At 39.8% G+C, this 22,340-nt stretch carries 19 protein-coding genes; 5 read left to right on the plus strand and 14 right to left on the minus strand.

Features of this window, described 5'->3' with window-relative positions; genetic code table 11:
• Positions 1-97: 97 nt before the first annotated feature.
• From HMPREF9703_RS05460 to HMPREF9703_RS05480, 5 genes are all read right to left on the minus strand, one after another.
• Positions 98-1,054, minus strand: coding sequence for an ABC transporter permease (locus tag HMPREF9703_RS05460; protein WP_004636246.1), 957 nt, complete (start codon positions 1,052-1,054; stop codon positions 98-100).
• Positions 1,054-2,136, minus strand: coding sequence for an ABC transporter permease (locus tag HMPREF9703_RS05465; protein ID WP_004636247.1), 1,083 nt, complete (start codon positions 2,134-2,136; stop codon positions 1,054-1,056). The genes HMPREF9703_RS05460 and HMPREF9703_RS05465 overlap by 1 nt, the downstream gene beginning before the upstream one ends.
• A complete protein-coding gene (locus HMPREF9703_RS05470; protein ID WP_040376974.1) occupies positions 2,129-3,670 on the minus strand; it encodes an ABC transporter ATP-binding protein in 1,542 nt (513 codons plus the stop codon). The genes HMPREF9703_RS05465 and HMPREF9703_RS05470 overlap by 8 nt, the downstream gene beginning before the upstream one ends.
• Positions 3,671-3,817: 147 nt before the next feature.
• Positions 3,818-4,954, minus strand: coding sequence for a BMP family lipoprotein (locus HMPREF9703_RS05475; protein ID WP_004636251.1), 1,137 nt, complete (start codon positions 4,952-4,954; stop codon positions 3,818-3,820).
• Between the two features lie 260 nt (positions 4,955-5,214).
• Positions 5,215-7,527, minus strand: a complete 2,313-nt coding sequence (locus tag HMPREF9703_RS05480) for a DNA translocase FtsK (protein WP_004636253.1) — start codon at positions 7,525-7,527, stop codon at positions 5,215-5,217.
• A gap of 119 nt (positions 7,528-7,646) precedes the next feature.
• Between HMPREF9703_RS05480 and HMPREF9703_RS05485 the strand changes: the two genes are divergently transcribed.
• From HMPREF9703_RS05485 to HMPREF9703_RS05495, 3 genes are all read left to right on the plus strand, one after another.
• Positions 7,647-8,018: an acylphosphatase gene (locus tag HMPREF9703_RS05485; RefSeq protein WP_004636255.1), complete on the plus strand. Its 372-nt coding sequence runs from the start codon at positions 7,647-7,649 to the stop codon at positions 8,016-8,018.
• A 74-nt stretch (positions 8,019-8,092) separates the two neighbouring features.
• A complete protein-coding gene (yidC, locus tag HMPREF9703_RS05490) occupies positions 8,093-9,055 on the plus strand; it encodes a membrane protein insertase YidC (protein WP_004636257.1) in 963 nt (320 codons plus the stop codon).
• 183 nt (positions 9,056-9,238) lie between these two features.
• On the plus strand, positions 9,239-10,006 hold the full coding sequence (locus HMPREF9703_RS05495; RefSeq protein ID WP_167535652.1) for a DUF1189 family protein: 768 nt from the start codon (positions 9,239-9,241) through the stop codon (positions 10,004-10,006).
• A gap of 535 nt (positions 10,007-10,541) precedes the next feature.
• Here the strand turns inward: HMPREF9703_RS05495 and HMPREF9703_RS05505 are convergent.
• Positions 10,542-11,849: a DEAD/DEAH box helicase gene (locus tag HMPREF9703_RS05505; RefSeq protein ID WP_004636263.1), complete on the minus strand. Its 1,308-nt coding sequence runs from the start codon at positions 11,847-11,849 to the stop codon at positions 10,542-10,544.
• Positions 11,850-11,967: 118 nt separating this feature from the next.
• Here HMPREF9703_RS05505 and zwf point away from each other — a divergent pair, with 118 nt between their 5' ends.
• A complete protein-coding gene (zwf, locus tag HMPREF9703_RS05510; protein WP_004636264.1) occupies positions 11,968-13,413 on the plus strand; it encodes a glucose-6-phosphate dehydrogenase in 1,446 nt (481 codons plus the stop codon).
• Between the two features lie 71 nt (positions 13,414-13,484).
• Here zwf and HMPREF9703_RS05515 read toward each other — a convergent pair whose 3' ends face one another.
• From HMPREF9703_RS05515 to HMPREF9703_RS05525, 3 genes are all read right to left on the minus strand, one after another.
• The gene (locus tag HMPREF9703_RS05515) at positions 13,485-13,991 is read right to left on the minus strand and encodes a tRNA (cytidine(34)-2'-O)-methyltransferase (protein WP_004636267.1); all 507 of its coding nucleotides are present in this window, start codon (positions 13,989-13,991) and stop codon (positions 13,485-13,487) included.
• 246 nt (positions 13,992-14,237) lie between these two features.
• On the minus strand, positions 14,238-14,459 hold the full coding sequence (locus tag HMPREF9703_RS05520; RefSeq protein WP_004636269.1) for a YtxH domain-containing protein: 222 nt from the start codon (positions 14,457-14,459) through the stop codon (positions 14,238-14,240).
• Positions 14,460-14,500: 41 nt separating this feature from the next.
• Positions 14,501-15,739, minus strand: coding sequence for an aspartate aminotransferase type Ic (locus HMPREF9703_RS05525; RefSeq protein ID WP_004636271.1), 1,239 nt, complete (start codon positions 15,737-15,739; stop codon positions 14,501-14,503).
• Between the two features lie 216 nt (positions 15,740-15,955).
• Between HMPREF9703_RS05525 and HMPREF9703_RS05530 the strand changes: the two genes are divergently transcribed.
• Complete coding sequence (locus tag HMPREF9703_RS05530; RefSeq protein WP_004636273.1) at positions 15,956-17,050, plus strand: FUSC family protein; 1,095 nt, start codon at positions 15,956-15,958, stop codon at positions 17,048-17,050.
• 57 nt (positions 17,051-17,107) lie between these two features.
• Here HMPREF9703_RS05530 and HMPREF9703_RS05535 read toward each other — a convergent pair whose 3' ends face one another.
• The 5 genes from HMPREF9703_RS05535 to miaA all read right to left on the minus strand — a co-directional run bounded on the left by HMPREF9703_RS05535 (position 17,108) and on the right by miaA (position 22,252).
• Positions 17,108-17,644 (minus strand): DUF402 domain-containing protein, encoded by a 537-nt coding sequence (locus HMPREF9703_RS05535; protein WP_004636276.1) that lies wholly within the window; start codon positions 17,642-17,644, stop codon positions 17,108-17,110.
• A gap of 143 nt (positions 17,645-17,787) precedes the next feature.
• Positions 17,788-18,969: an A/G-specific adenine glycosylase gene (gene mutY, locus HMPREF9703_RS08970; protein WP_004636278.1), complete on the minus strand. Its 1,182-nt coding sequence runs from the start codon at positions 18,967-18,969 to the stop codon at positions 17,788-17,790.
• On the minus strand, positions 18,970-20,034 hold the full coding sequence (gene recX, locus HMPREF9703_RS08975) for a recombination regulator RecX (RefSeq protein WP_167535653.1): 1,065 nt from the start codon (positions 20,032-20,034) through the stop codon (positions 18,970-18,972).
• 30 nt (positions 20,035-20,064) lie between these two features.
• On the minus strand, positions 20,065-21,312 hold the full coding sequence (gene hflX / locus HMPREF9703_RS05550) for a GTPase HflX (protein WP_004636281.1): 1,248 nt from the start codon (positions 21,310-21,312) through the stop codon (positions 20,065-20,067).
• Between the two features lie 4 nt (positions 21,313-21,316).
• On the minus strand, positions 21,317-22,252 hold the full coding sequence (gene miaA / locus HMPREF9703_RS05555) for a tRNA (adenosine(37)-N6)-dimethylallyltransferase MiaA (protein WP_040376827.1): 936 nt from the start codon (positions 22,250-22,252) through the stop codon (positions 21,317-21,319).
• Positions 22,253-22,340 lie beyond the last annotated feature (88 nt).

Raw genomic sequence — 22,340 nt, forward strand, 5'->3', positions numbered from 1 at the left:
AGGTTTCAAATATTATGCTCAGAAACTTGAACTAATTTAATTATCCCTATCAAACAATAAACCTTCTACACAACAATAGATGCAGAAGGTTTAATTATTATTTACTTTTCACAAAAGTTTTTCCAATAAAGTTCGGTGCTTCAGATTTACCGATAAAGGCTACTAAAACAATAATAGTCAACAAGTAAGGGGCTACTGTTAGCCAAATAGATGGAATATCTTGGATATATGGAATATAATTTCCAGATCGAGCTAAACTCTGCGCAAAGCCAAAGAATAAAGCGGCCCCCATTGCCCCGATTGGATTCCATTTACCAAAAATCATAGCTGCCATCGCCATAAATCCTTGACCCGAAACGGTTAGAATTCCGAATTCATTGTGAATTGCTTGTGCTTGAATTGCACCACCGATACCACCTAAAATTCCAGATAGAATAACACCGTAATACTTCATTAAATAAACATTAATCCCAACTGATTCAGCTGCATCCGGATGTTCTCCAACCGATCTTAAGCGTAAACCAAATCGTGTCTTAAAGACGACAAACCAACAAACAAATGATAGCGCAATTCCTAAATAAGCCGGCCCTGAAATGTTTTGGAATAAAATCGGACCGAAGAATGGAATATTTTTTAAAACAGGAAAACTCTGTGATGAAAACGGACGTGCTAGTGGTCCTGTCTGAGCTGCCCCGTACAGTGCACGTACTAAAAAGACTGATAGACCGGGGGCCGCCAAGTTCAAAACGGTTCCTGAGATAATATGATCAGCTCGGAAATGAATAGTTGAAACAGCATGTAGCAGTGAGAAGACTCCCCCGATAACGCCCCCAACTAGCAAACCAATCCATGGTGTCATCGTGCCAAACTGACTCGCGAAGGCTAAGTTGAAAATAGCTGCCGAAAAAGCTCCCATCACCATAATACCTTCTAACCCAATATTAACAACTCCAGCACGCTCAGAGAATGTCCCGCCTAGTGCCGTAAAAATAAGTGGCGCCGCATAAATCAATGTGTTCGATACAAGTAATTGCAGTAAACTTTGGATATTCATTATACTGTGTCCCCTCCTTGTTTTTTATCTCCTTTACCGACTCGTTTATTGATAAAGTAACGAATAATATAGTTCGCTCCGATAAAGAAAATAATTGACGCAGTAACGACTTGTGCAAGTTCATCAGGTACACCTGCCATGTTTGGCATGAAAGCAGATCCGATATTCAAAATACCAAATAAAATAGCTGATAAAAATGTTCCCACAGGTGTCCCTAATCCGAGTAACCCTACAGCAATTCCATCGAATCCTTCTGGTGGCAGATGACCCTGCGTAAAGATATTACCAAACGTACCCAGGCCGTGAATAGCACCGCCTAATCCAGCTAGCGCTCCACTAATAAACATCGATAAAATGATATTTTTCTTAGCGCTCATCCCGGCATATTCAGCAGCATCTTTATTCAATCCTACTGCACGCAACTCAAAACCAACTGTTGTATGTTTCATAACGAACCAGTAAAGTGCAACAACTGCAATTGCAATGAATAACCCAATATTTAGACGCGAACCATTTGTTAGGCTAGTTAGCCATCCTACTGCTAAGCTAGCATTGACTCCTACTCGATCAGAAATATTTCCCGTAGCGATCACATTACGGATGAGATGGTTTGTTGCATGCAAAGCTGTATAGTTCAACATGATAGTAACAATAACTTCATTCGTGCCGAAGTAAGCCTTCAACACCCCTGCGATTGCTGACCACAATGCACCAAATAATGCACCAACAAGCAATAATATCGGCAACATCACAACTCGTGGTAACTCCGGTAGTAGTAATCCTAACCAAATCGATGTCATCCAGCCCATTAATAATTGACCCGCTACGCCAATATTGAAAAATCCAGCTTGATAAGCGATGTTGAAACTCAAACCGGTAAAAGTCAGCACAGTCGCTTGTCTCAGTGCTTCTCCAAAGAAGTAAGGATTCTTAAATACACTCATAATCATAGCATCATAGGCTTTTATGGGATTATAACCAAAAATTAACATGACAATTGCGCCCAAAATAAAGCCACATATAATTGAAATTAATGGCACACTTAAGCTACTTAGCCAGTGTTTGTTGTCTTGTCTAAGCAATAGTCTCAGCTTCCTCTCTTTGTTTTGCTTGTTCTCGCGCTTTCTCCAGTGGAACCCCCGCCATTAACAGACCTAATTCTGATTCATTCGTCTGCTCTGCATCCACAACAGCAATGACTTTCCCATCATACATCACGGCAATACGATCGGAGACATTCATAACTTCATCTAATTCAAAGCTCATCAGTAGCACGCCTTTTCCTTGATCACGCTGTTCGATTAAGCGTTTATGGATATATTCAATCGCCCCCACATCAAGCCCACGTGTCGGTTGCGCTGCAATCAATAACTCTGGATTACGATCAATCTCTCGGGCAATAATAACTTTTTGTTGATTCCCACCAGACAGCGAGCCAGCAGTATTATGAACGGTTTGTGTTCTAACATCAAACTCTTCAACAAGTCGCTCTGAATGCTCCTTAATCGTATCATGTTGTAGTAACATTTTTCGACTAAATGGCGCCTGATAATAAGACTGCAACATCATGTTTTCTTGAATTTCCATATCTAAGATCAGTCCATGGCGTTGACGATCTTCTGGGATATGTCCTAAGCCGTGTTCGGTGATCTGACGTGGTTTGGCATGAGTAACATCGGTATGATTTAATTTAATGTTTCCTGATTCCACAGCTCTTAAGCCAGAAATAGCCTGTATCAGCTCTGTTTGCCCATTCCCATCAATTCCAGCAATCCCTAATACTTCACCGGCATGTACTTCAAGTGATAAGCCTTTTACCGCATCTAAGCCTCGCGTGTCTTTGACGACAAGATCATTAATTGCTAGGACCACTTCGCCTGGTTCCTTCGTTTTTTTATCGACTTTGAAGTTGACAGAACGACCAACCATCATGTCCGCTAATTCTTGTTGAGACGTTTCTTTGACATTAACCGTGTCGATACTTTGACCGCGACGAATAACTGTACAGCGATCAGCTACTTGCTTAATCTCATCTAATTTATGCGTAATGAGGATGATAGACTTTCCTTCATCCGTCATCTTCTGCATGATCGCCATTAATTCATCGATCTCTTGTGGTGTCAATACCGCAGTCGGTTCATCGAAAATCAAAATATCTGATCCTTGATAAAGTGTTTTAATAATTTCAGCCCGTTGCTGCATACCAACTGATACATCACGAATAATAGCTTTTGGATCAACTTTGAGTCCATATTGATCAGACAGCTCTTGAATTCGTTTTTCAGCTGATTTATTATCGATATACCCCATTGTATGCTCTTCTTTTCCCAGCATAATATTTTCGGTTACGGTAAATTTATCAACTAACATGAAATGCTGGTGCACCATTCCAATTCCATACTCAGCTGCTTTATCAGGCGAAGTAATCGCTACTTCTTTACCTTTTACATGAATTGACCCACTTGTCGGACTCAGAATGCCTGATAATATGTTCATCAAGGTAGATTTTCCGGCACCATTCTCTCCTAATAGTGCGTGAATTTCTCCTTTTTTCACTTGAAGATTAATATTATCATTCGCTTTGAAAGTCCCGAATTCTTTCGTAATCCCTTTCATTTCAATAACATAATTTTCTGTCAAGGGTATCCCTCCTCATATGTATTACATTCATTATACTATAGAATGTCTCCATTGTGTAAAAAAATAACGCTAGCCTGTTGTTCGACCAGCGTTATTCTCATCAGATCTATGATTAAATTAAACTTACCATTCTCTTGAGAATTCTGGAACTTCTAATTCTCCATCAATGATTTGTTGACGTAATTCTTGAATTTTCGCCCAAGCTTCGTCAGATAAGTTTCCTTGAACTAAATCAACACCGTCATTTTTCAAACCGTATTGGATGTTTTCGCCACCAGGGAACCCCTCATTTTTCGCATGTTCAGTCGCTAATTGAATAGCTGTACCTACTTGCTTCAATGTTGAAGTTAGGACAAAGTTTCCGCCATCCCATTCTCCTTCGTCTTCTTGGTCACGGTCAACACCAATTGCCCAAAGTTGCTCATCTGGATTAGATTCTAGACGGTTACGTGTTTCATTAAATAAGCCGTTACCGACAGCTCCAGCTGCGTGATAAATAACATCTGCACCAGCAGTGTACATACCATTTGCAATTTGTTGACCAGCTGCTGCATCAGAGAAACTATCTGCATATTGAACATCTACATCAATATCTGGATTAATTTCTTCAACTCCAGCTAAAAATCCTGTTTCAAAACGGTCAATAATTGGACTTTCAATTCCACCGATAAAACCAATTTGATCCTTTTCAGTGGTAAGGGCCGCTGCTGCTCCCGCTAAGAATGCTGCTTCATGATCGGCAAAGTTAAGTGAGACTACATTATCTGCTTCTACGACACTATCAACGATTCCGAAGTGTTGTTCTGGATTAGATGCTGCCATATCACTAACTGCATCTTCTAACTGGAAGCCAATTCCATAAATAATATCGAAATCTTGTGTAGCGGCTTGTTGGAAGTTTGGAATGTAATCAGCTGAGTTTGTTGACTGGAAGTATTCTGCACGTCCACCCGTTTCTTCTGACCATGCTTGCATTCCTTCCCAAGCTGATTGGTTAAATGAGCGGTCATCTACTCCACCTTCATCAGTAACCATTGCAATTGCGAAGTCAGCATCTTCAGATCCAACTGATCCAGAGCCACCTGCTTCTCCATCTGTTGACTCATTTGTTGCGTCATCTGCTCCTTGATCGACAACATCTTCAGTTTGAGCAGTATCATCTGCTCCCCCATCTGCATTCCCTGCATCTTGACCCTGGCACGCTGCCAAGATTAGAGCTGATGAACTCAAAGCTAATAAAGATTTTAATTTCGTTGACACAAAAATCCCTCCATATTTTAAGTCTCTCCTATAAATTGCTCATGCAACCTACTCTCTTATCATAATTTAAATCCTTACAAAAGTAAAGAGTTTTTTAAACAAAATTATAAATATTATTCGGCGTGCATTCCCTTACATATACCTGTGAACGATTAATATTAAAATAATTACGATTAAAAACCGAATATTCTTGTTTTTTCTATACTATTTATTCAGTCACCCTTTTGCTATTAATAGCAATTCACCTTTTCTCTGTACAATTAGTTCGGTTCGTTATGTTGTTCCTGAGGGTCGTCACTTGCTTCAGATGGCAGTGAGTTAACCAACACATCACGTGGTTTCGTTCCCTCATGTGGGCCGACAATACCTCGCACTTCCATTTCGTCAACAATACGTGCGGCCCGATTATACCCAATACGAAAACGTCGTTGCAGCAAGGAAATGCTGGCTGTCTGCATCTCAACAACAAGCTCAACTGCCTCTTGATAATATTCATCTTCTGGCTCGCCTTGTGAGTTCGTCTCAGGCTCATCTGGAATCATTTCTTCTACATAATTTGCATCTTGCTGACGCTTAACGAATTCAACAACATTTGCCACTTCTTCATCCGAAATAAAGGCTCCCTGAACACGTGTTGTCTTATTAGCTCCCATCGGTAAAAAGAGCATATCACCGCGACCAAGTAACTTCTCAGCACCATTAGAGTCTAAAATCGTGCGTGAATCTGTTCCACTCGAGACGGCAAAAGCAATTCGCGATGGAATATTCGCCTTTACCACTCCGGTAATTACATCTACACTCGGCCGTTGTGTCGCTAAGATCATATGAATGCCGGCTGCCCGCGCCATTTGTGCTAGACGCGTAATCGCGTGTTCTACTTCATTACTAGCGACCATCATTAAGTCAGCTAATTCATCTACAATTACCACAATATACGGTAATTTCAACAAATCATCGCGCCCATCTGCTTGTTTACTTTCAATATATTCATTATAGCCACTCATATTTCGTGTCCCACTCTGAGCGAACAATTCATAGCGTCGCTCCATCTCTTGCACCACTTTATTTAAGGCTTTGGCCGCTTTTTTCGGATTTGTCACAACCGGTGTCAGTAAATGGGGAATGCCGTTATAAATATTTAGCTCCACCATCTTCGGATCAATCATCATCAACTTCACTTCATTCGGCTTCGCCTTCAGCAAAATACTAGAAATAATACAGTTAATACCGACTGACTTACCTGATCCAGTTGCTCCCGCAATCAGTAAGTGTGGCATGCGTGACAGATCAGCTAACTGAACATTCCCCGCAATATCCCGACCCAATGGAACTTCTAATAGACGATCCTTATCTCGCGGTGACTCTTCAATCACTTCACGGAACGATACCATGCTCACATCTGAGTTAGGCACCTCAATACCAATCGCCGCTTTGCCCGGAATTGGAGCTTCCATCCGTACATCCTTAGCTGCTAGCGCCAGTGCAATATCATTAGATAATCCGACAATTTTACTTACCTTAACACCTGTAGCTGGTTGAATTTCGTACTTCGTCACAGCTGGCCCGAGATTAGCTTTCACCACTTTTGCCTCTACACCAAAACTATGGAACGTCTCTTCCAACTTCTGGACATTGGATTCAATAATTGAATATTCATCGGATTGATCTTGTTCTGGAATATTTTTCAAGAGTGAAACAGGTGGTAGTTTATAAGCTGTATTCTCCTCCTCGCTTACTTCGAAGGAAACGTCAGCCTCTTCATCCTTCTTATTCGAGGTAGCCACTTGTTTTTTCTTCCGTTCAAACGTTTTGATTTCTAAAGTTGTCTGTTCTAAGTTACTAGCGGGGGCTTTTTCAGTATGACTCGCTGCTTCAATCTCACGAATTAAGTCCTCTTCTTCTGTTTTTTCATTGGCTTTCGTCGGTTTAGTTACTTTTTTGGTTTTCTTAGCTTGTTTTTGTTGGCGCGATTGGTTCAACTGATGAATCCACTGGTCAACCTTCTCATAAGTTGAACGACTCCCTAACTTAATCCGCTCCAACAATGTCTTATACGAAAAATCGCCCAGCGACATCACGCTCATAAATAACGCTATGATCAGAATAACAGATAGCCCTGCCCGACCTAACAGTGGCATCAAACCGCCATAAAAGATTCCACCAATCATACCGCCACCCATCGATTCAGTTACTGCTTGTCTTCTAAAATCACTCACAAATACACGCCAAACATGATTTAAAGCAGCCGTTCCTTGATAAGTTGGAAAAAAACGATTCATATGTAGCCACGTTAAGCCAACAAAATATAACAACTCTCCCCCACACATGCGTCGACTCAAATAAGCCGGTTGCTTACCCGCAAATAACATATAAATACCTAGTACAATCAACAATCCTCCCAGTAATCGGTACGTCTCGCCGACAATCAGACGATATAGATTGGCTAACGCCACACCAATGAAGCCGAATTGTCCAATTGCAAATATACTAAGAATGACTAGCCCAATACCGACAATCTCAATCGGTAACTTTTCACTTTTTTTCTTCTTCTGTCGTTTTTTTGATCTTGCCATAATAAAAACTCCTAATTTCAATGTCTATCAACCATTATAACATGAATACCAAATAGCTAACAATTCGATTCTCAGCAGAAAAGTTGTATAATAAATTAAAAATAGAAAGAGGGATTATGATGACATCATTATTAGATGAATTTTTTAAAAAATCAAAGAACAATCAAACGGATGCTGAAATTATCACAAAGGGCGATCGTTCTCAATTTGATGGAGAGATTAAGTTCAAGGCAACCATTCACGGACGCGTTCAAGGTGTAGGCTTCCGCTTCACAACTAATCAGTTAGCTCAGGAGCTTGATATTCGGGGAATTGTGCGCAATGAATCAGATGGAACGGTTTATGTCGAAGCAGTTGGGGCTGAAGAACAAATTGATACCTTCATTAAGCGCTTAGCCCAAGGACCCTCCCCCGCAGCCGAAGTCGATAAAGTCGACATTCATTTTGACAATTCGATTAAAGATTACCAACGATTCTCACAAGCTAATTGAAAATTAATGTCATATCCGTTAAAATGTGTATTGGTACAATTTGTACAATATACTAGAAAAAGGATGGAGTTATATTGACTAAACGAATGAAACGATGGGTCTTGTCTGGTGGCCTACTAACAACGATGATTATCTTATCAGGCTGTATGCGTACGAATGAAGCGGGTGAACCAACTGGAACCTTCTCACAATTAATGTATGACTACTTAGTCGTTCCGGCTGAATATGCACTTGACTGGTTAGCTTCGTTCCTCGGAAACTATGGCTTTGCGATTATTGTTCTAACGATCTTGGTGCGAGTCATTATTTTACCGTTCACACTGAAACAGCAACGATCCATGATGGAACAACAAATCAAAATGTCCAGTGTGAAACCTATTATTGATGACATTCAAGCCGATATGCAAGAAGCAACGGATCCTGCCGAAAAACAAGCGCTACAACAAGAACTCATGACTGTTTATAAAGAGAATGACATTAGTATGGTCGGACAATTAGCAGGATGCTTGCCGATGCTGTTCCAAATGCCAATCTTCATCGCCGTCTTCCACGTGTTCCGACACTCAGAAGCAATTGCAACGACAACATTCTTCGGTATCCCACTCGGTGAACCAAGTATGGTCTTAGCCGCAGTAACCGTTGTTCTTTACTACTTGCAGTCGAAGATGATGACATCTGCTTCAGCAACGTCTGATAATGATAGCAACGCTCCTGGAGGCGGTGCGATGACGTTAATGATGCCGATTATGATGGGAATGATTTCCTTCACTTCTCCTGCTGGTTTAGCCCTTTACTTTATGGTTAGTGCACTTGTCGGAATTGCCCAACAATTCTACATTAACAAAGTCTTTAAACCAAGTATCCAAGCTGACCTAGACGAACGTTATGGTGACAAGATTGAAGCAACACGCAAGCGTCAATCAACCCGTGCAAAACAAAAAGCCAACACACAAAAACAAGCGCCAAAACGCCCACAAGATATTAAAGTTCCACCAACAAAGAACCGTCGTCGTAACCAAGGTAAGCAAAATAGATAAGCTACAAAACAAAACATTACAAGTGGTTTAGATTATGCCATTTGTAATGTTTTTTATAATATATTTTTTAAATTATTCCATTAAAAATTATTTTCCGAGTTAACTCCCTAATTTTTAATCATAGGCACGGTCGTTATTTGTGTTATAATAGTTATACACTATTTTTTATAAGGAGTTACTATGGTGATTAAACAATTACTTTATGCGTTAAAAAATCCGAGCGAGCAATATCGATTAGCTCAAGAGAAATCATTCAAGTTTTGGCGTTATTTGCTGTTGTTGGCAGCTATTACGTTTGTCGGCAGTGTGGTGCGAGCAATACCACTCTACACAGCCGCTCAATCAGCAGCGGGTGAGATTGCAGAAGCGCTTCCCACTTTCCAAATCAAGGATAATCAACTGATAAGCGATCAAAAAAGTTATGTACATGTGACTGATTCCTTCCTGTTCTTCTTCGATCCCGATGAGGAAATGGATACAGAGTTGATTGAGAAAAACACCTCCCAACAACAAACACCTGTTAGTTTCGGTTTGTTGAAGGATAAAGCAACGTTAACTATTTTAAATAGTACACAAGAATTCTCCTACGAACAAATACCGGCACTCGATGAAGAGTTGGTTAGAAATATTTTAACATCTTTACAGCAGGGTAGTATTAGTGCAGTGCTGACAGTCTTAATCGTAATGTTCATATCGATGCTGATTGTATTTATACTAGAAGTTATGCCCATTATTCTGATCAATTATATATCAGTGGCTATTAGTAGAGTTTGGAATCTAACATTTTCAGCAAACGTAACGCTGCTGACATTAACATTGCCTATTATTTTCGTCACAGCAATTAATAGCCTCGGCATTGTATTTTCTTACCAGTCCAACTTGCTAACTATCTTCTCACTCGTACTCTTCCAAGTGAATGTCTATTACTACCGAAAAGAACAGTCGAATTAACTAAAAAATCGTCATTTAACCGATAAGTTGATCGGTCAAATGACGATTTTTAGGCTCTACAACTTTTGGTGTTGGTGAGGATTTTCCTTACTAACACCTTTTTGTTGCATTTAATTTGACAGTGGACGTTCTTAATTACACAACTTTCTATGAAAAATATTTACATAACATGTACTACCTATATTAATATCATCAACTTGTCTTATTGCATATATATAATACAACAAATGATCACTGAGTTAATCATTCTCGAAAAGCTTTACATGAATAAGATAAAATGTAACAAATGAAGTAGTAGAGAAATATATCCATTCAAATATCATACTATTTTTTGTTAAGCGATTGAGTAAGGAATATGTTGTCCAAACTGAAAAAACTGCTACAATGATAATCCAAATTAGTTTTTTAATTCTTTGCGCGTTCATTTTTATACTCCTTTGTACTAATAGGTTAAAAATCTTATAACTAACTAATACGTTGTGAACTATAAATTTATATGCAACATTATTCATCTCTGCATTTAATTAATATGGATTTATTTTTTCTTTCTTCGCTGTCGACGTGCTTTTCGTTTTTTAAATTCATTGATTTTTTTCTTATAGCCTGGCTTAATTTTTTTCTTCGCTTTTTTCACCATGCCGGCAATTTCTGGATCATATGTTTTTTGTTGTTTGTGTTTACGCTGTTGACGGTTGCGACGATCTTTTACATCCACCACTCGTCCGTTTTTAATCGTTTTTGGCTGGAATTCAATGCCTTTATCTTCTAGTATATCGATGGCTGGTGATTCATCTGGATGGTAGAAGGTAATTGCTGTTCCCGGTAAATTGTTGCGTCCAGTTCGTCCCACTCGGTGAATGAAGAAATCTAACTCACGTGGAATTTCCGCATTGACCACATGGGATACGCCATCAATATCAATACCGCGCGATGCTAAATCAGTAGCCACTACATATTGATACTCTAAGTTTCTAATTTGGCGCATGACACGGCGACGTTCACGTGCACTCAATCCCCCATGCAGCACGCAACAATTCAATCCACGCGCTACCAATTGCTTGGCAATCTCATCAACTTTTTCCTTCGTATTCGCAAAAATCAACGCTAAGTAAGGTTGCCCTAATGTTAATACTTCATGAATTAAATCGATCCGGTTCTTACTACGCGTTGATATCAACCAATTATCAACGGACTCTGATAATAAGGATTGACTCTCTGATTCAATAAATTTTGGATTATTCATATATTTACGGAAAAATGGTTGTAATTTCTCTGGGATGGTTGCAGAAAATACAAATAGTTGACTCTCTTTGGGAATGCGGCTCGCAATTTGGTCAACTACATTTAAAAAGCCCATATCCAATGTCATATCTGCTTCATCAACTACCATAAAAGGAGCTTTATGAATGTCTAATGCATTGGATTGGATCATATCCAACATCCGGCCCGGTGTTCCAATTGCAATATGCGGTTGGCGGTGCTCTAACTTATCTAATGATTTCTCCTTATCCCGTCCGCCGATAAAGCGTCCGACAATAATTTCCGGATCAGCAAAGCCAGCCACTTGTTCCGCCATCCGGTAGAGCTGTTCAGCTAGTTCACGACTAGGTGCAGTAATGACAACTTGTACTTCTCTCTTGTCTGCCTCAATTTGATTGATTAATGGCAACAAGAACGCATGCGTCTTGCCTGAACCGGTCTGTGATTGCACAACTAAGTCACGGTTTTTTGTCATTTCAGGAATAACTTTTGCCTGAATTGCGGTCGGTTCATAGAAATCAATTGCGTCTAAAGCTTCGTAAATAAATGGTTGAAAATTATATTGTTTAAAATGATCTGTCATAATATCCCTTCTCTCTACTCTATTGTATCATATATTTGGTATCAATTCTTTTTTATTTTTACTACAAGGTGTTATAATAGCCATAACGTATTATTTTTTATGATAAAGGAGATTATCAATGACTCAAGAATCACAAACACTTATTACTTTATTTGGGGCAACGGGTGACTTAGCTGCACGCAAATTATATCCCGCCCTCTTCAGCTTATACAAAAAGAAAGAATTATCTCAGAACTTCGCGCTTATTGGAACAGGACGACGCGAATGGACAACCGAAAAATTACAATCAATTGTCCGCCAGTCGATCCAAGATGATGACCAAGCATTGATCGAAGAATTTTCTAGCCACTTTTATTACCAATCACATGATGCAACGAATGGTGAGAATTACACTTTACTGAAGGACTTAGCCGATGAATTAGATGAAAAATACAATATTGGTGGTAACCGTCTCTTCTACTTATCGGTCGCTCCCTTCTTGTTCAGTACCATTACTGGTTACTTGAGAGAATATGATTTATTTGCCGACGATGCGCATATTAATCGTGTCATTTTTGAAAAACCGTTCGGAACGGATCTTGCGTCAGCCAAACAATTAAAAGAAGAACTCTTAGAACACTTGGATCGTGACGAAATTTATTTAATCGATCACTACTTAGGAAAAGAAATCGTCAAAAACTTACTGACCTTGCGCTTCGCCAATCCGTTAATTAACAACGTCTGGCATAAGGATGCTATCGCTAATGTCCAAATCACATTAGCGGAGAAAGTGGGGGTTGAAGAACGCGGGGAATTCTATGATAAAACTGGTGCCTTAAAAGATATGGTCCAAAATCACATCTTACAATGCTTCAGTTACTTAGCGATGGAACAACCTAAATCGCTCGATACTGCTGATATCTTACAAGCAAAGGTCGATGCCCTACGCAATATTAAATCACTTGACGACTCAGCATTATGTGATTCAATCGTGCGAGCACAATACGTTGCAGACGAACAAGATACTGCGGAAGAATCTTATCGTGAAAATAAAAATGTTGATAGCCAATCAGAGACCGAAACCTACGTCGCTGGAACGCTCTATGTAGACAATGACTTATTGGAAGGTGTCCCATTCTACTACCGTACCGGCAAAAAAATGGCAGATAAAACCACTCGCTTCGACATTGTGTTCAAAAATCAAGAAGACTCCATTTTTGATAACGCCGAACAAAATGTCTTAACAATTCACCTTGGACCTAAGAATGGCTTCTCGCTGTGTATTAACGAAAAAGAAATTGGCTATAAGTTTGGCAACTCGGTTACAACCCTAAATAATTTCCGAACCGATGAACAACTCGAAAAAACGCCAGATGACTATGAACGTCTTATCTTTGAAGCGATACAAGGGAATCAAATTAACTTTGCCCAATATGATGAAGTGATTGCTTCTTGGAAATATATTGATCAGGTCAAATCAGTCTGGGAAGATTCCGATGACTTAACGACCTATGACGTCTACTCTAAAGGACCAAAAGAAGCAGAAGACCTCCTTACAAAAGACGGTCACAACTGGATTTGGTAATTAGAGTGAACTCTTACTAAAGAGAATGCCTCCACTGCATAACAAGCTAGACATGCAGTGAAGGCATTTTTTTATTTTAATTTATCATGATCATACGTATAGGTTTTATCCAACCCGACAAACTGTTGTTGGCGCAAGGCTTCATAAATAATAATATTGGCCGTATTAGACAGATTCAACGACCGAATATGTGTATCATCCATCGGTATACGGATACACTGCTCTTCATAGTCGCGCATAAACCGCTCCGGCAAACCGGTTGTTTCTTTGCCAAAAAGAAAATAATAATCTTGATCTACTTCTGACAAATCTACATCACTATACACTCGCGGCGCAAACTTAGACACCAAAAACAATTGCTTCTGATCCACTTGTTGCAGGAAGGCTCTTAGATTTCGGTAGTGATAAATCTCTAGCTCATTCCAATAATCTAGACCAGCTCGCTTCAACGTGCGGTCTGTCACATCGAACCCAAGTGGATGAATCAGATGAAGCGCGGTATTGGTCCCCGCACAAGTTCGGGCAATATTTCCTGTATTCGGTGGAATTTGCGGTTTATATAAGACAATATGATTCATAACGATCTCCTTAATGTGTTGAGGGGCATTCTATGTATTGAAAAACGCGCCATTTCGGTGTTAATCACGGCGAAATGGCACGTTGTATAAGTCATAGCTGAATATTCATTTATATCAGTATCTGATGGTGGACTGATATAAACCAATAAACTCAATTAACCTATAAATAATATATTAACACGGATTAATCTATTTAGCAAATAATTTTTAATATTTATGGGCTTTTTCTTGAAGAAATAAGATGCTTTATTCGAAGTGGTCCTGTTGCCACGCTTCTTCATGCGCAATATATTGGTCTAATTGCTCAATAACGACTTCTAATCCTTCGTGAGCAATAGAAAATGTCTTATGTTTTACTTTTTTCTGAAATGTTTCACCGGATTGAGGCGCAAATAAATAAGCTCCTGCTGCGCCAAGCAATGATCCAAAAACAAGACCCGCTCCGAATTTATCTTTTGCTGTTGACATAATAATTCCTCCTATATTAAGTAATGCTTTTTATGATTTATTTATGATTCCATTGATAAATAAACTAACTTAATGCAGACAATTAAGGCTTGAATGGTCACTTTTACCGCTTCTAAACTTGCATAACTAGGTGCTAGTCGGATACTGTTATCTTGTTGCTGGTGACCGACTGGATAGGGTGCATTGGCTGGGGTCAAGACAATACCGAGCTCCGTCATCTTATCAACAATCGCCTTGGCAGTACCATCTTTGGTTGTTAGATGGACAAAGTAACCGCCCTTTGGTTCATTCCATTCAACTTCATATTGCCCACCGCCAAAATGTTTATCTAAGGCTTCTAAAATTATTTTGAATTTTGGACGCAAGATTTCGGCATGTTTTTCCATCAACTTCTCTAGGTTCTCTTGATCTTTTAAGAACAAGACTTGTCGCATCTGATTAACTTTATCGAATCCAATTAATTGATATGAGAATTCTGCGGCTAAGTCATTCATCCGCTTTTCTGAACCAGCAACCGCAGAGATCCCTGCTCCTGGATGAGTAATCTTGGACGTTGATGTGAATGCTATCGGACGCTCAGGATATCCAGCTTTTTCTGCTAACTGAATAATATTAGCAATTTCAATTTTTTCATCAGTTAAGTGATGGACACAATAAGCATTATCCCAAAGAATCACAAAATGTTCATCCGCTGTTTCCATCTGTGCTAATCGTCTCACCACATCATCAGAATAGACATCCCCTGAAGGATTACTGTATTTAGGTACGCAGAAAATCCCTTTAATCGCAGAATCTTCCTTAACCAAGCGTTCGACCTCATCCATATCAGGGCCTTCACCCGTTAATTCAACCGGAATAATCTCAAAGCCAGAATGTTCCAACATATTGAAGTGGCGGTCATAACCCGGAACTGGACAGATAAACTTGATCGTCTCTTCCTGCTTCCACTGTGACTCGGCATGATTGACTAAGTAATTCAAGACAATTGCCATCATTTGGAGACTTGAGTTGCTACCGACCATGACTTGTTCGTAACGTACATCCATCATCTCTGCAAAAAATTCTCTTGCTTCACGTATTCCTCTTAAATAACCGTAATTCCGAATATCAATAAAATCACCATTATTAATATAAGGAGTTACATCCATACTGAGAAGCTCATTGGATAAGTCTAATTGTTCCTCTGATGGCATACCACGCGATAGATTCAATGACAAATCCCGTGCTTTCAATGCTTCATATTGTTGCTTAATTTCCTGTAATTGTTCTACTTTATTCATTCATCTCTCACCTTCAACTTACTATAAAAGTATTACTCACTTATTATATCGCATTTTGCACTTCAATAACAATTTTTCTCGTTATTCTTTGTCAGAATACATTAATTATTAAAAAAATCTTAAAATTATATTATTTCAATCAAGTCATGTAGTATTTCATGCAAGCATGTTCTATAATAATAATCAACAAATCGTTTATAAGGACTGATATTTACTATGAAAATAGGTGCTCGGATGCTCAAAACTGCATTCGCAATCTTTTTGTCACTGACTATTCCTATCATAACAGGTTACAATGAGCTAGCTGTTTTATCTGGCTTGGCTGTAGTTGCTTCGGTTAAGCCCTCGGTCAAGCGCTCTTACATCACATTTCGCGAGCGTATCTTAGCCAACTTAATTGGCGGGGTAGTGGCTTACTTCTTCGCCACCTATCTCGGGACAACGCCACTCTATATTGCTATTGCTTCACTGGCGCTCATTGCGGTCTTACACCAGCTATCTCTGGATGAAGTGATCACATTGGCGACGATGACTTTGATCATTATTATGGTAGAATCATCCAGTAATGTTGTCTATGTCGCTATTACTCGGGTGTCTGCAACAATCTTAGGTGTCGTCATTGCTTTCTTCGTCAACACCTTTTTGTGTCCACCGAAGTATGACTACCGCTTCTTCGAATTAACCAAACAAGTAGTCGATGAAACAACACGCTATACACGTATTGCCTTAAGAAAAAATATGCAATTTGGCTTAATGAAATCAGACTTGGCAACTGTCCGCTCAAAAATTAATCTAATGAAAACCTATTTCAACTATATTAACGAAGGTGAACTTGTGACTTTCTTTAACAAGCATGAGAAGTCCCTCGCTAGGCTCTTGGTTGTTTACAAACATTATATTATTGCTTCAGAAAAAGCTTATAACTTAGTGGTGATACTCCACCGCTCGGAAAATATCTTTAATAACTATCCTGAGCACTTCCGCATTCTTATTCGAGAACGCTTAGAAGTCTTAATGTCCGCTCATGAGCAAATTTTGTTGAAATGGAACGGACGTGTGTTGCCTGAAGAAGTTAATTTCTTAAAACATAAAAGTGATTTGCGAAAGGAATTTATAGATTCTTTCTTCAGTGAAGCAAGTCTCGAATCTTATATGGAAGGCGATTATGGTGACAGTAATGCCGTCTTGAAAATGATGTCGGGTATTTTGGAATACGAAGAAAGTTTGCGTAATTTAAACTCTGTCATCAGCAACTATATCAAATATCATAAAGATGAAACTAAAGTGTTAGAAGAAAATATCTCTAAATAATAATTTAGCTTACAAAAATGCCCTCACGTTAAATGTGAGGGCATTTTTTCATCACAATTATGATTTGCCAGTTAACTCCTTGTAGCGATTGTACCATAAATCGACATATCCTTCTGAAAAGGGGCCCTTCTCTTCTTTAATCCAATCGACCAAAATCTTCACATGTTCTTTCAAGATTAAGTCAATTTCTTCAGGGTAGTCCCATTTTTTCCCATGGGCTTCATATTCATCAACGTCAAGTAAGCGTTTTTCGCCGTCTGGGAAAATCTTAACGTCTAAATCGTAATCGATATACTTCGCCCCTTCTGGATCAATCAAGAAAGGACTAGCCATATTACAATAATATGATGTGCCTTTCTGTCGAATCATTGTCACAATATTGAACCAATAATTCTTATGAAAGTAGACTAACGCCGGCTCTCGCGTCTTCCAGCGTCGCCCATCTGATTCAATTACTAAGGTATGATCATTGCATCCAATTAAAGAATGATCCGTCGTCTTTAGCACCATGGTATCTTTCCATGTTCGGTGCAAACTGCCATCATGTTTATAACTTCGAATTGTGATGAAATCTCCTTCTCTTGGAAATCGCATCGTCATCCAACTTTCTGATCTATTTGTCTGTTCACCTATTTACGCTTCACTATTCATTATAACACAAATAATGATTCGAATAAAAATTTATTCATCAAAAATAGTCAATTATCTCAACCATCCTATGAATAAGTTGGTGCCTTTTAAAATAATGTCTGTTCTCGGTAAGCAGTCACCAATTTTTGTTGGACAACTGGGAAGGTATATTGACTAAATTCATCTGGTGCAATCCATTGGCAGTTGTCTGGAATATTATCTGTTACTGCCTCAACTTGTAAATCGGCCACAATAAGATAGAGCGTCCACTTCTGATGACTAAAGACATGTACCACATCTCCATCAACTTGGGGGCGAATGGTAAGTGGTAAATTATAACGATCGGCCATAATATGTTCAACTTGTCCACTCATCTCATCATCTAAGTGCTCAATAGCGGTCGGTTGCACCGCTCTCCAACCCGTTTCATCTAAATCCTTCACGTCAATTAATGGATACGTCCACATGTTACTTAACAATCCTTCATTCGGCCGCTTTTCCATTAAATATTGTCCCTCTGCATCTCGCACAATAATAGCCAGATAAGTATACGGTGTAGGAGGTTTATTCTTCGACGTCACTGGATAATATTCCCATGTCTTATTCACATATGAGCTATTAAATTCTTTCAGTGGCGACCGTTCTGGATGATAATTTTTCGGTGTACAAATCGTCGCCCCAATATCCATCAATGCTTGGTTAAAGTCTCCTGGACGGTCCGGATCGATCAGATGCTCTGCAATGGCTTGAAACACTTTGCGATTTTTAGCTTGCTTCACGTCAAGATCCACTTCGAACAAGCGGGCAATCACTCGCATCAGATTACCATCCACTGCTGGTTCTACTAATCCAAAACAAATCGACCCAATTGCTCCCGCCGTATATGGCCCAATACCACGCAGAGATTTCAGCCCTTTCATATTAGATGGGAACACGCCCCCGAATTCTTGAACAACTTGTTGTGCAGCTGTATGCATATTACGTGCTCGCGAATAATAGCCTAATCCTTCCCATACTTTCAACAGATCATCTTCATAGGCATCTGCCAAATCCTCAACAGTGGGAAATGTTTCTAAAAATCGCTTATAATAAGGAATAACCGTCTTAACTTGGGTTTGTTGAAGCATAATCTCACTGATCCAAATCTTGTACGGATCACGTGTCTCTCGCCACGGCAACTCACGCTTATGCGCATCATACCAGCTTAAGACCGTCTCTCTAAATGCTTGGATACGGTCTTGATCCCATAATTCAACCCCGTAGTCATCCTTTAGTTGTTGTTTATCCACTTAATCATCAACCTTCTCTGTCATAAATCGTTCAATCAATTCCCGCTTAAATCCCTTTGAGTACAAGAATGCCTTCGTTTTTTGGTGAAGTTCATACCCCTGTGTCTTGCGAGAATATCGCCGCAGAGCCTTCTCACCTTGCTTGACTAAGGCATCATACTCTTCATCCTCATCAACTTCTGGCTCCATCTCATCAAATGCCAAGTTAATGACTTCATTCGTATAACCTTTTTTGAATAAATAATTATTCAACTTCTGCATCCGTTGTCGCTCAGATGTTTTATTGCGCTTCTTCATCCGTTTCTTAATAAGGGCACAAGCATTCTCGACTTGCTCTGATAAGTCATATTCAACTTGAGCAACCTGAATCGACTGATCATCAACACCACGCTCTGCTAAATCTTGCGCAATAACTCTTGGCCCTTTTCTATTCACTCGTGCGGCTGTTCGTACATAACTCTTGGCATATTCGAGATCATTAATTAAGTTCTGTTCTTTCAACTTATCGACAACGGCATCTGCTTGAGCTAAGAATTCATGCTCCGCTAAATCATCTCTAATTTCCTGCTCAGTTCGCATCTTATAACTCAAATAATTCAGCGCTCTTGTATAAGCTTTCGAGAAGTTATCTTCAACTTCCAATTGCTTCTGAAACTCTTCAGAAATCAACATCCCTTTGCGGAGCAAATGTTTGACTAATAAAGCTTCTGCAATCGGAAAAGCATACTCTCCACCCAAATAAACATTATAACGTCCTTTTCGTTTTTGGGCACTAATTTTTGTAATTGTCCGCTTATAATTCGGGTCATTCTTAGCCGGTATTTGATTCCCTCGTCCGGATTGCTTCAAATGTTGAACATAAGCTTCCGCGTCACGTGCATTAATTTCTTGAGCTGAATATTGACTTAACGGCTCTGTTGACTTTTCAATCTGAGTAGTCGGTGTTTGGGCATCACTCAGCTCATCAATTTCTTCAGTATCTGATTCTTCATCTGTAGCCGACTGCCAATCCGCATTGGGCTCTACTTGAATTAAGTCATCTAAGTTAAATCCGCCACTATCCATTATCATCAACCCCTCTCTAACAGAATATGCTTATCCATTCAACTGAGTATCCCAATATCCTTCTGGCTTCGTATAGCCAGCTACGTCATATTGGCGCGCTTCTTCATTAAAGGCTTGCTCAGTCATAATTGTCTCTTGGCGCAGACGTGCTAAAATATCGCCCCGACTTGGTTCAATTTGTGCTTCATAATAGACGAACTCTTCCTGCAAGAAGGCTTCAATTTCCCGCAAGATATAATTTGCATCTTCTTCACGCCGAGCCGATATAACGACGCTTGGATAAGACTCCGCTGTAAAGTTCACATCTTCGATCATGTCGGCTTTATTATACACATAGAGGACGGGAATATCATCCATTTCGAGTTGTTCTAGTAATTCACGAACCGTTCGCTCCCGTGTTTGAATATTTGGCTGAGCAGCATCAATGACATGCAGCAACATATCCGCTCCGCGGGCTTCTTCTATCGTTGATTTAAAAGCTTCGATAAGCGTTGTCGGTAAGTCTTGAATAAAACCAACTGTGTCCGTCATCGTTGCTTGCGCCCCACTTGGAAGCTCTAATTCACGTGTTAATGGATCTAGCGTGGCAAATAAGGCATCTGCCTCATAAGTTCCTGCATCGGTCAGTGCATTGAGCACAGTTGATTTTCCAGCATTGGTATAGCCAATTAAACCAATCTGGATAACACCTGATTCACTTCGGTGCTGACGATTACGTTGTCGGTGATCGGTAATCTTCTGAAGTTCGCGCCGAATATCTGTCATCTGTGCGGTAATGTGACGACGATCTGTTTCTAGTTTAGATTCACCAGGTCCACGCGTCCCAATGCCAGCCCCTAGTCGCGACATATTTTCGCCTTGACCCACTAAGCGTGGTAACATATATTCCAACTGGGCTAATTGTACTTGCAATTGCCCTTCCTTACTGCGGGCTCTCAGTGCAAAGATATCTAAGATAACTTGCGTACGGTCAATTACTTTCGCATCGACAACTTCTTGAATATTTCGCGTATGACTCGGGCTAAGTTGTTGGTTAAACACAACTGTACTCGCTGCTAGTTCATCCGTTAAATGCGACAATTCAATCAGCTTACCACTCCCAATAAACGTTTTAGTGTCAATCTGGTCACGCTTTTGTGTTAATTCACCGACCACCTCACCACCAGCATTCTCAACTAAAGCTTGCAATTCATTCAAGGACTCACGGAATTGATCATCACTCTCTTTTGTTTGCACGCCAACCAGAATGACTTGTTCATATTGTTGTTTCTTTTTCATATTTTTATCCTTTCAAAAACGTTCTAACCGCTTGTTTTATTTGTTCGAGTTCTTCCGGATATTCGACTAAATTCACCCATAAATCCACGGCTGTCTTATTCCGAAACCAGGTGAGTTGTCGCTTAGCATAGTGCCTAGACGCTTGCTTAATATCACTCGTTGCTTCTTGTAACTCAATTTCTCCATCGAAGTAAGCAAATAACTCCTTATAGCCAATTCCCCGTATACTTTGGGCATCACGACTGACTGCACAATCTAGCCACCTCGCCTCATCAATCAGTCCATCCGCCATCATTAAATCGACCCGTTGATTAATCCGGTTGTAAAGTAGCTCGCGGTCGGTATTCAGTCCAATAATGAACGTATCATAAAGTGGCTGACATTCATTTTGTTGTTTTTTATAATCAGAAAATTTTTGTCCTGTGACGTGATGAACTTCCAAGGCTCGAATTGTGCGTACCAAGTTATTGGGGTGAATATTGTCTGCTGCTTCAGGATCAATTGCTTTTAGCTTCTCCCAGACAAACTGGCGGGACTCTTTCTCAGCGAGAGCTTCCATCTCTGTTCGAAAATCAGGATCCGGATCTGCCTCGCCATGCGACATATTATACAAGAGTGATTCAATATAAAGTCCCGTCCCCCCAACAACGATCGGTATATGCTCACGGGCAGTAATCTCATTGATTTTAGCCCGTCCCATTTGTTGGAAGTCACTGGCCGTATAAGGTTCATCCACATCGCGTACATCTATTAAGTGATGGGGAACGGACTCTTTTTCCGCATCCGTTACTTTCGCCGTTCCAATATCTAGTCCACGATAGACTTGCATCGAATCTCCGCTAATCACTTCCCCACTAAACAGTTGTGCTAATTCGACTCCCAGAGCCGTCTTACCTACCGCAGTCGGCCCCACAATAACAATCACCTTTTCCACGCTCATCACCTCTTTTATCTGTATCTTTATTTTAACAGTTATGCAGCCATAATAAAAATAAGCTAACCAAACTTGTCAAAAGTTTGACTAACTT

This window comes from Dolosigranulum pigrum ATCC 51524 (assembly GCF_000245815.1).
In the GTDB taxonomy this organism is placed as follows: domain Bacteria; phylum Bacillota; class Bacilli; order Lactobacillales; family Carnobacteriaceae_A; genus Dolosigranulum; species Dolosigranulum pigrum.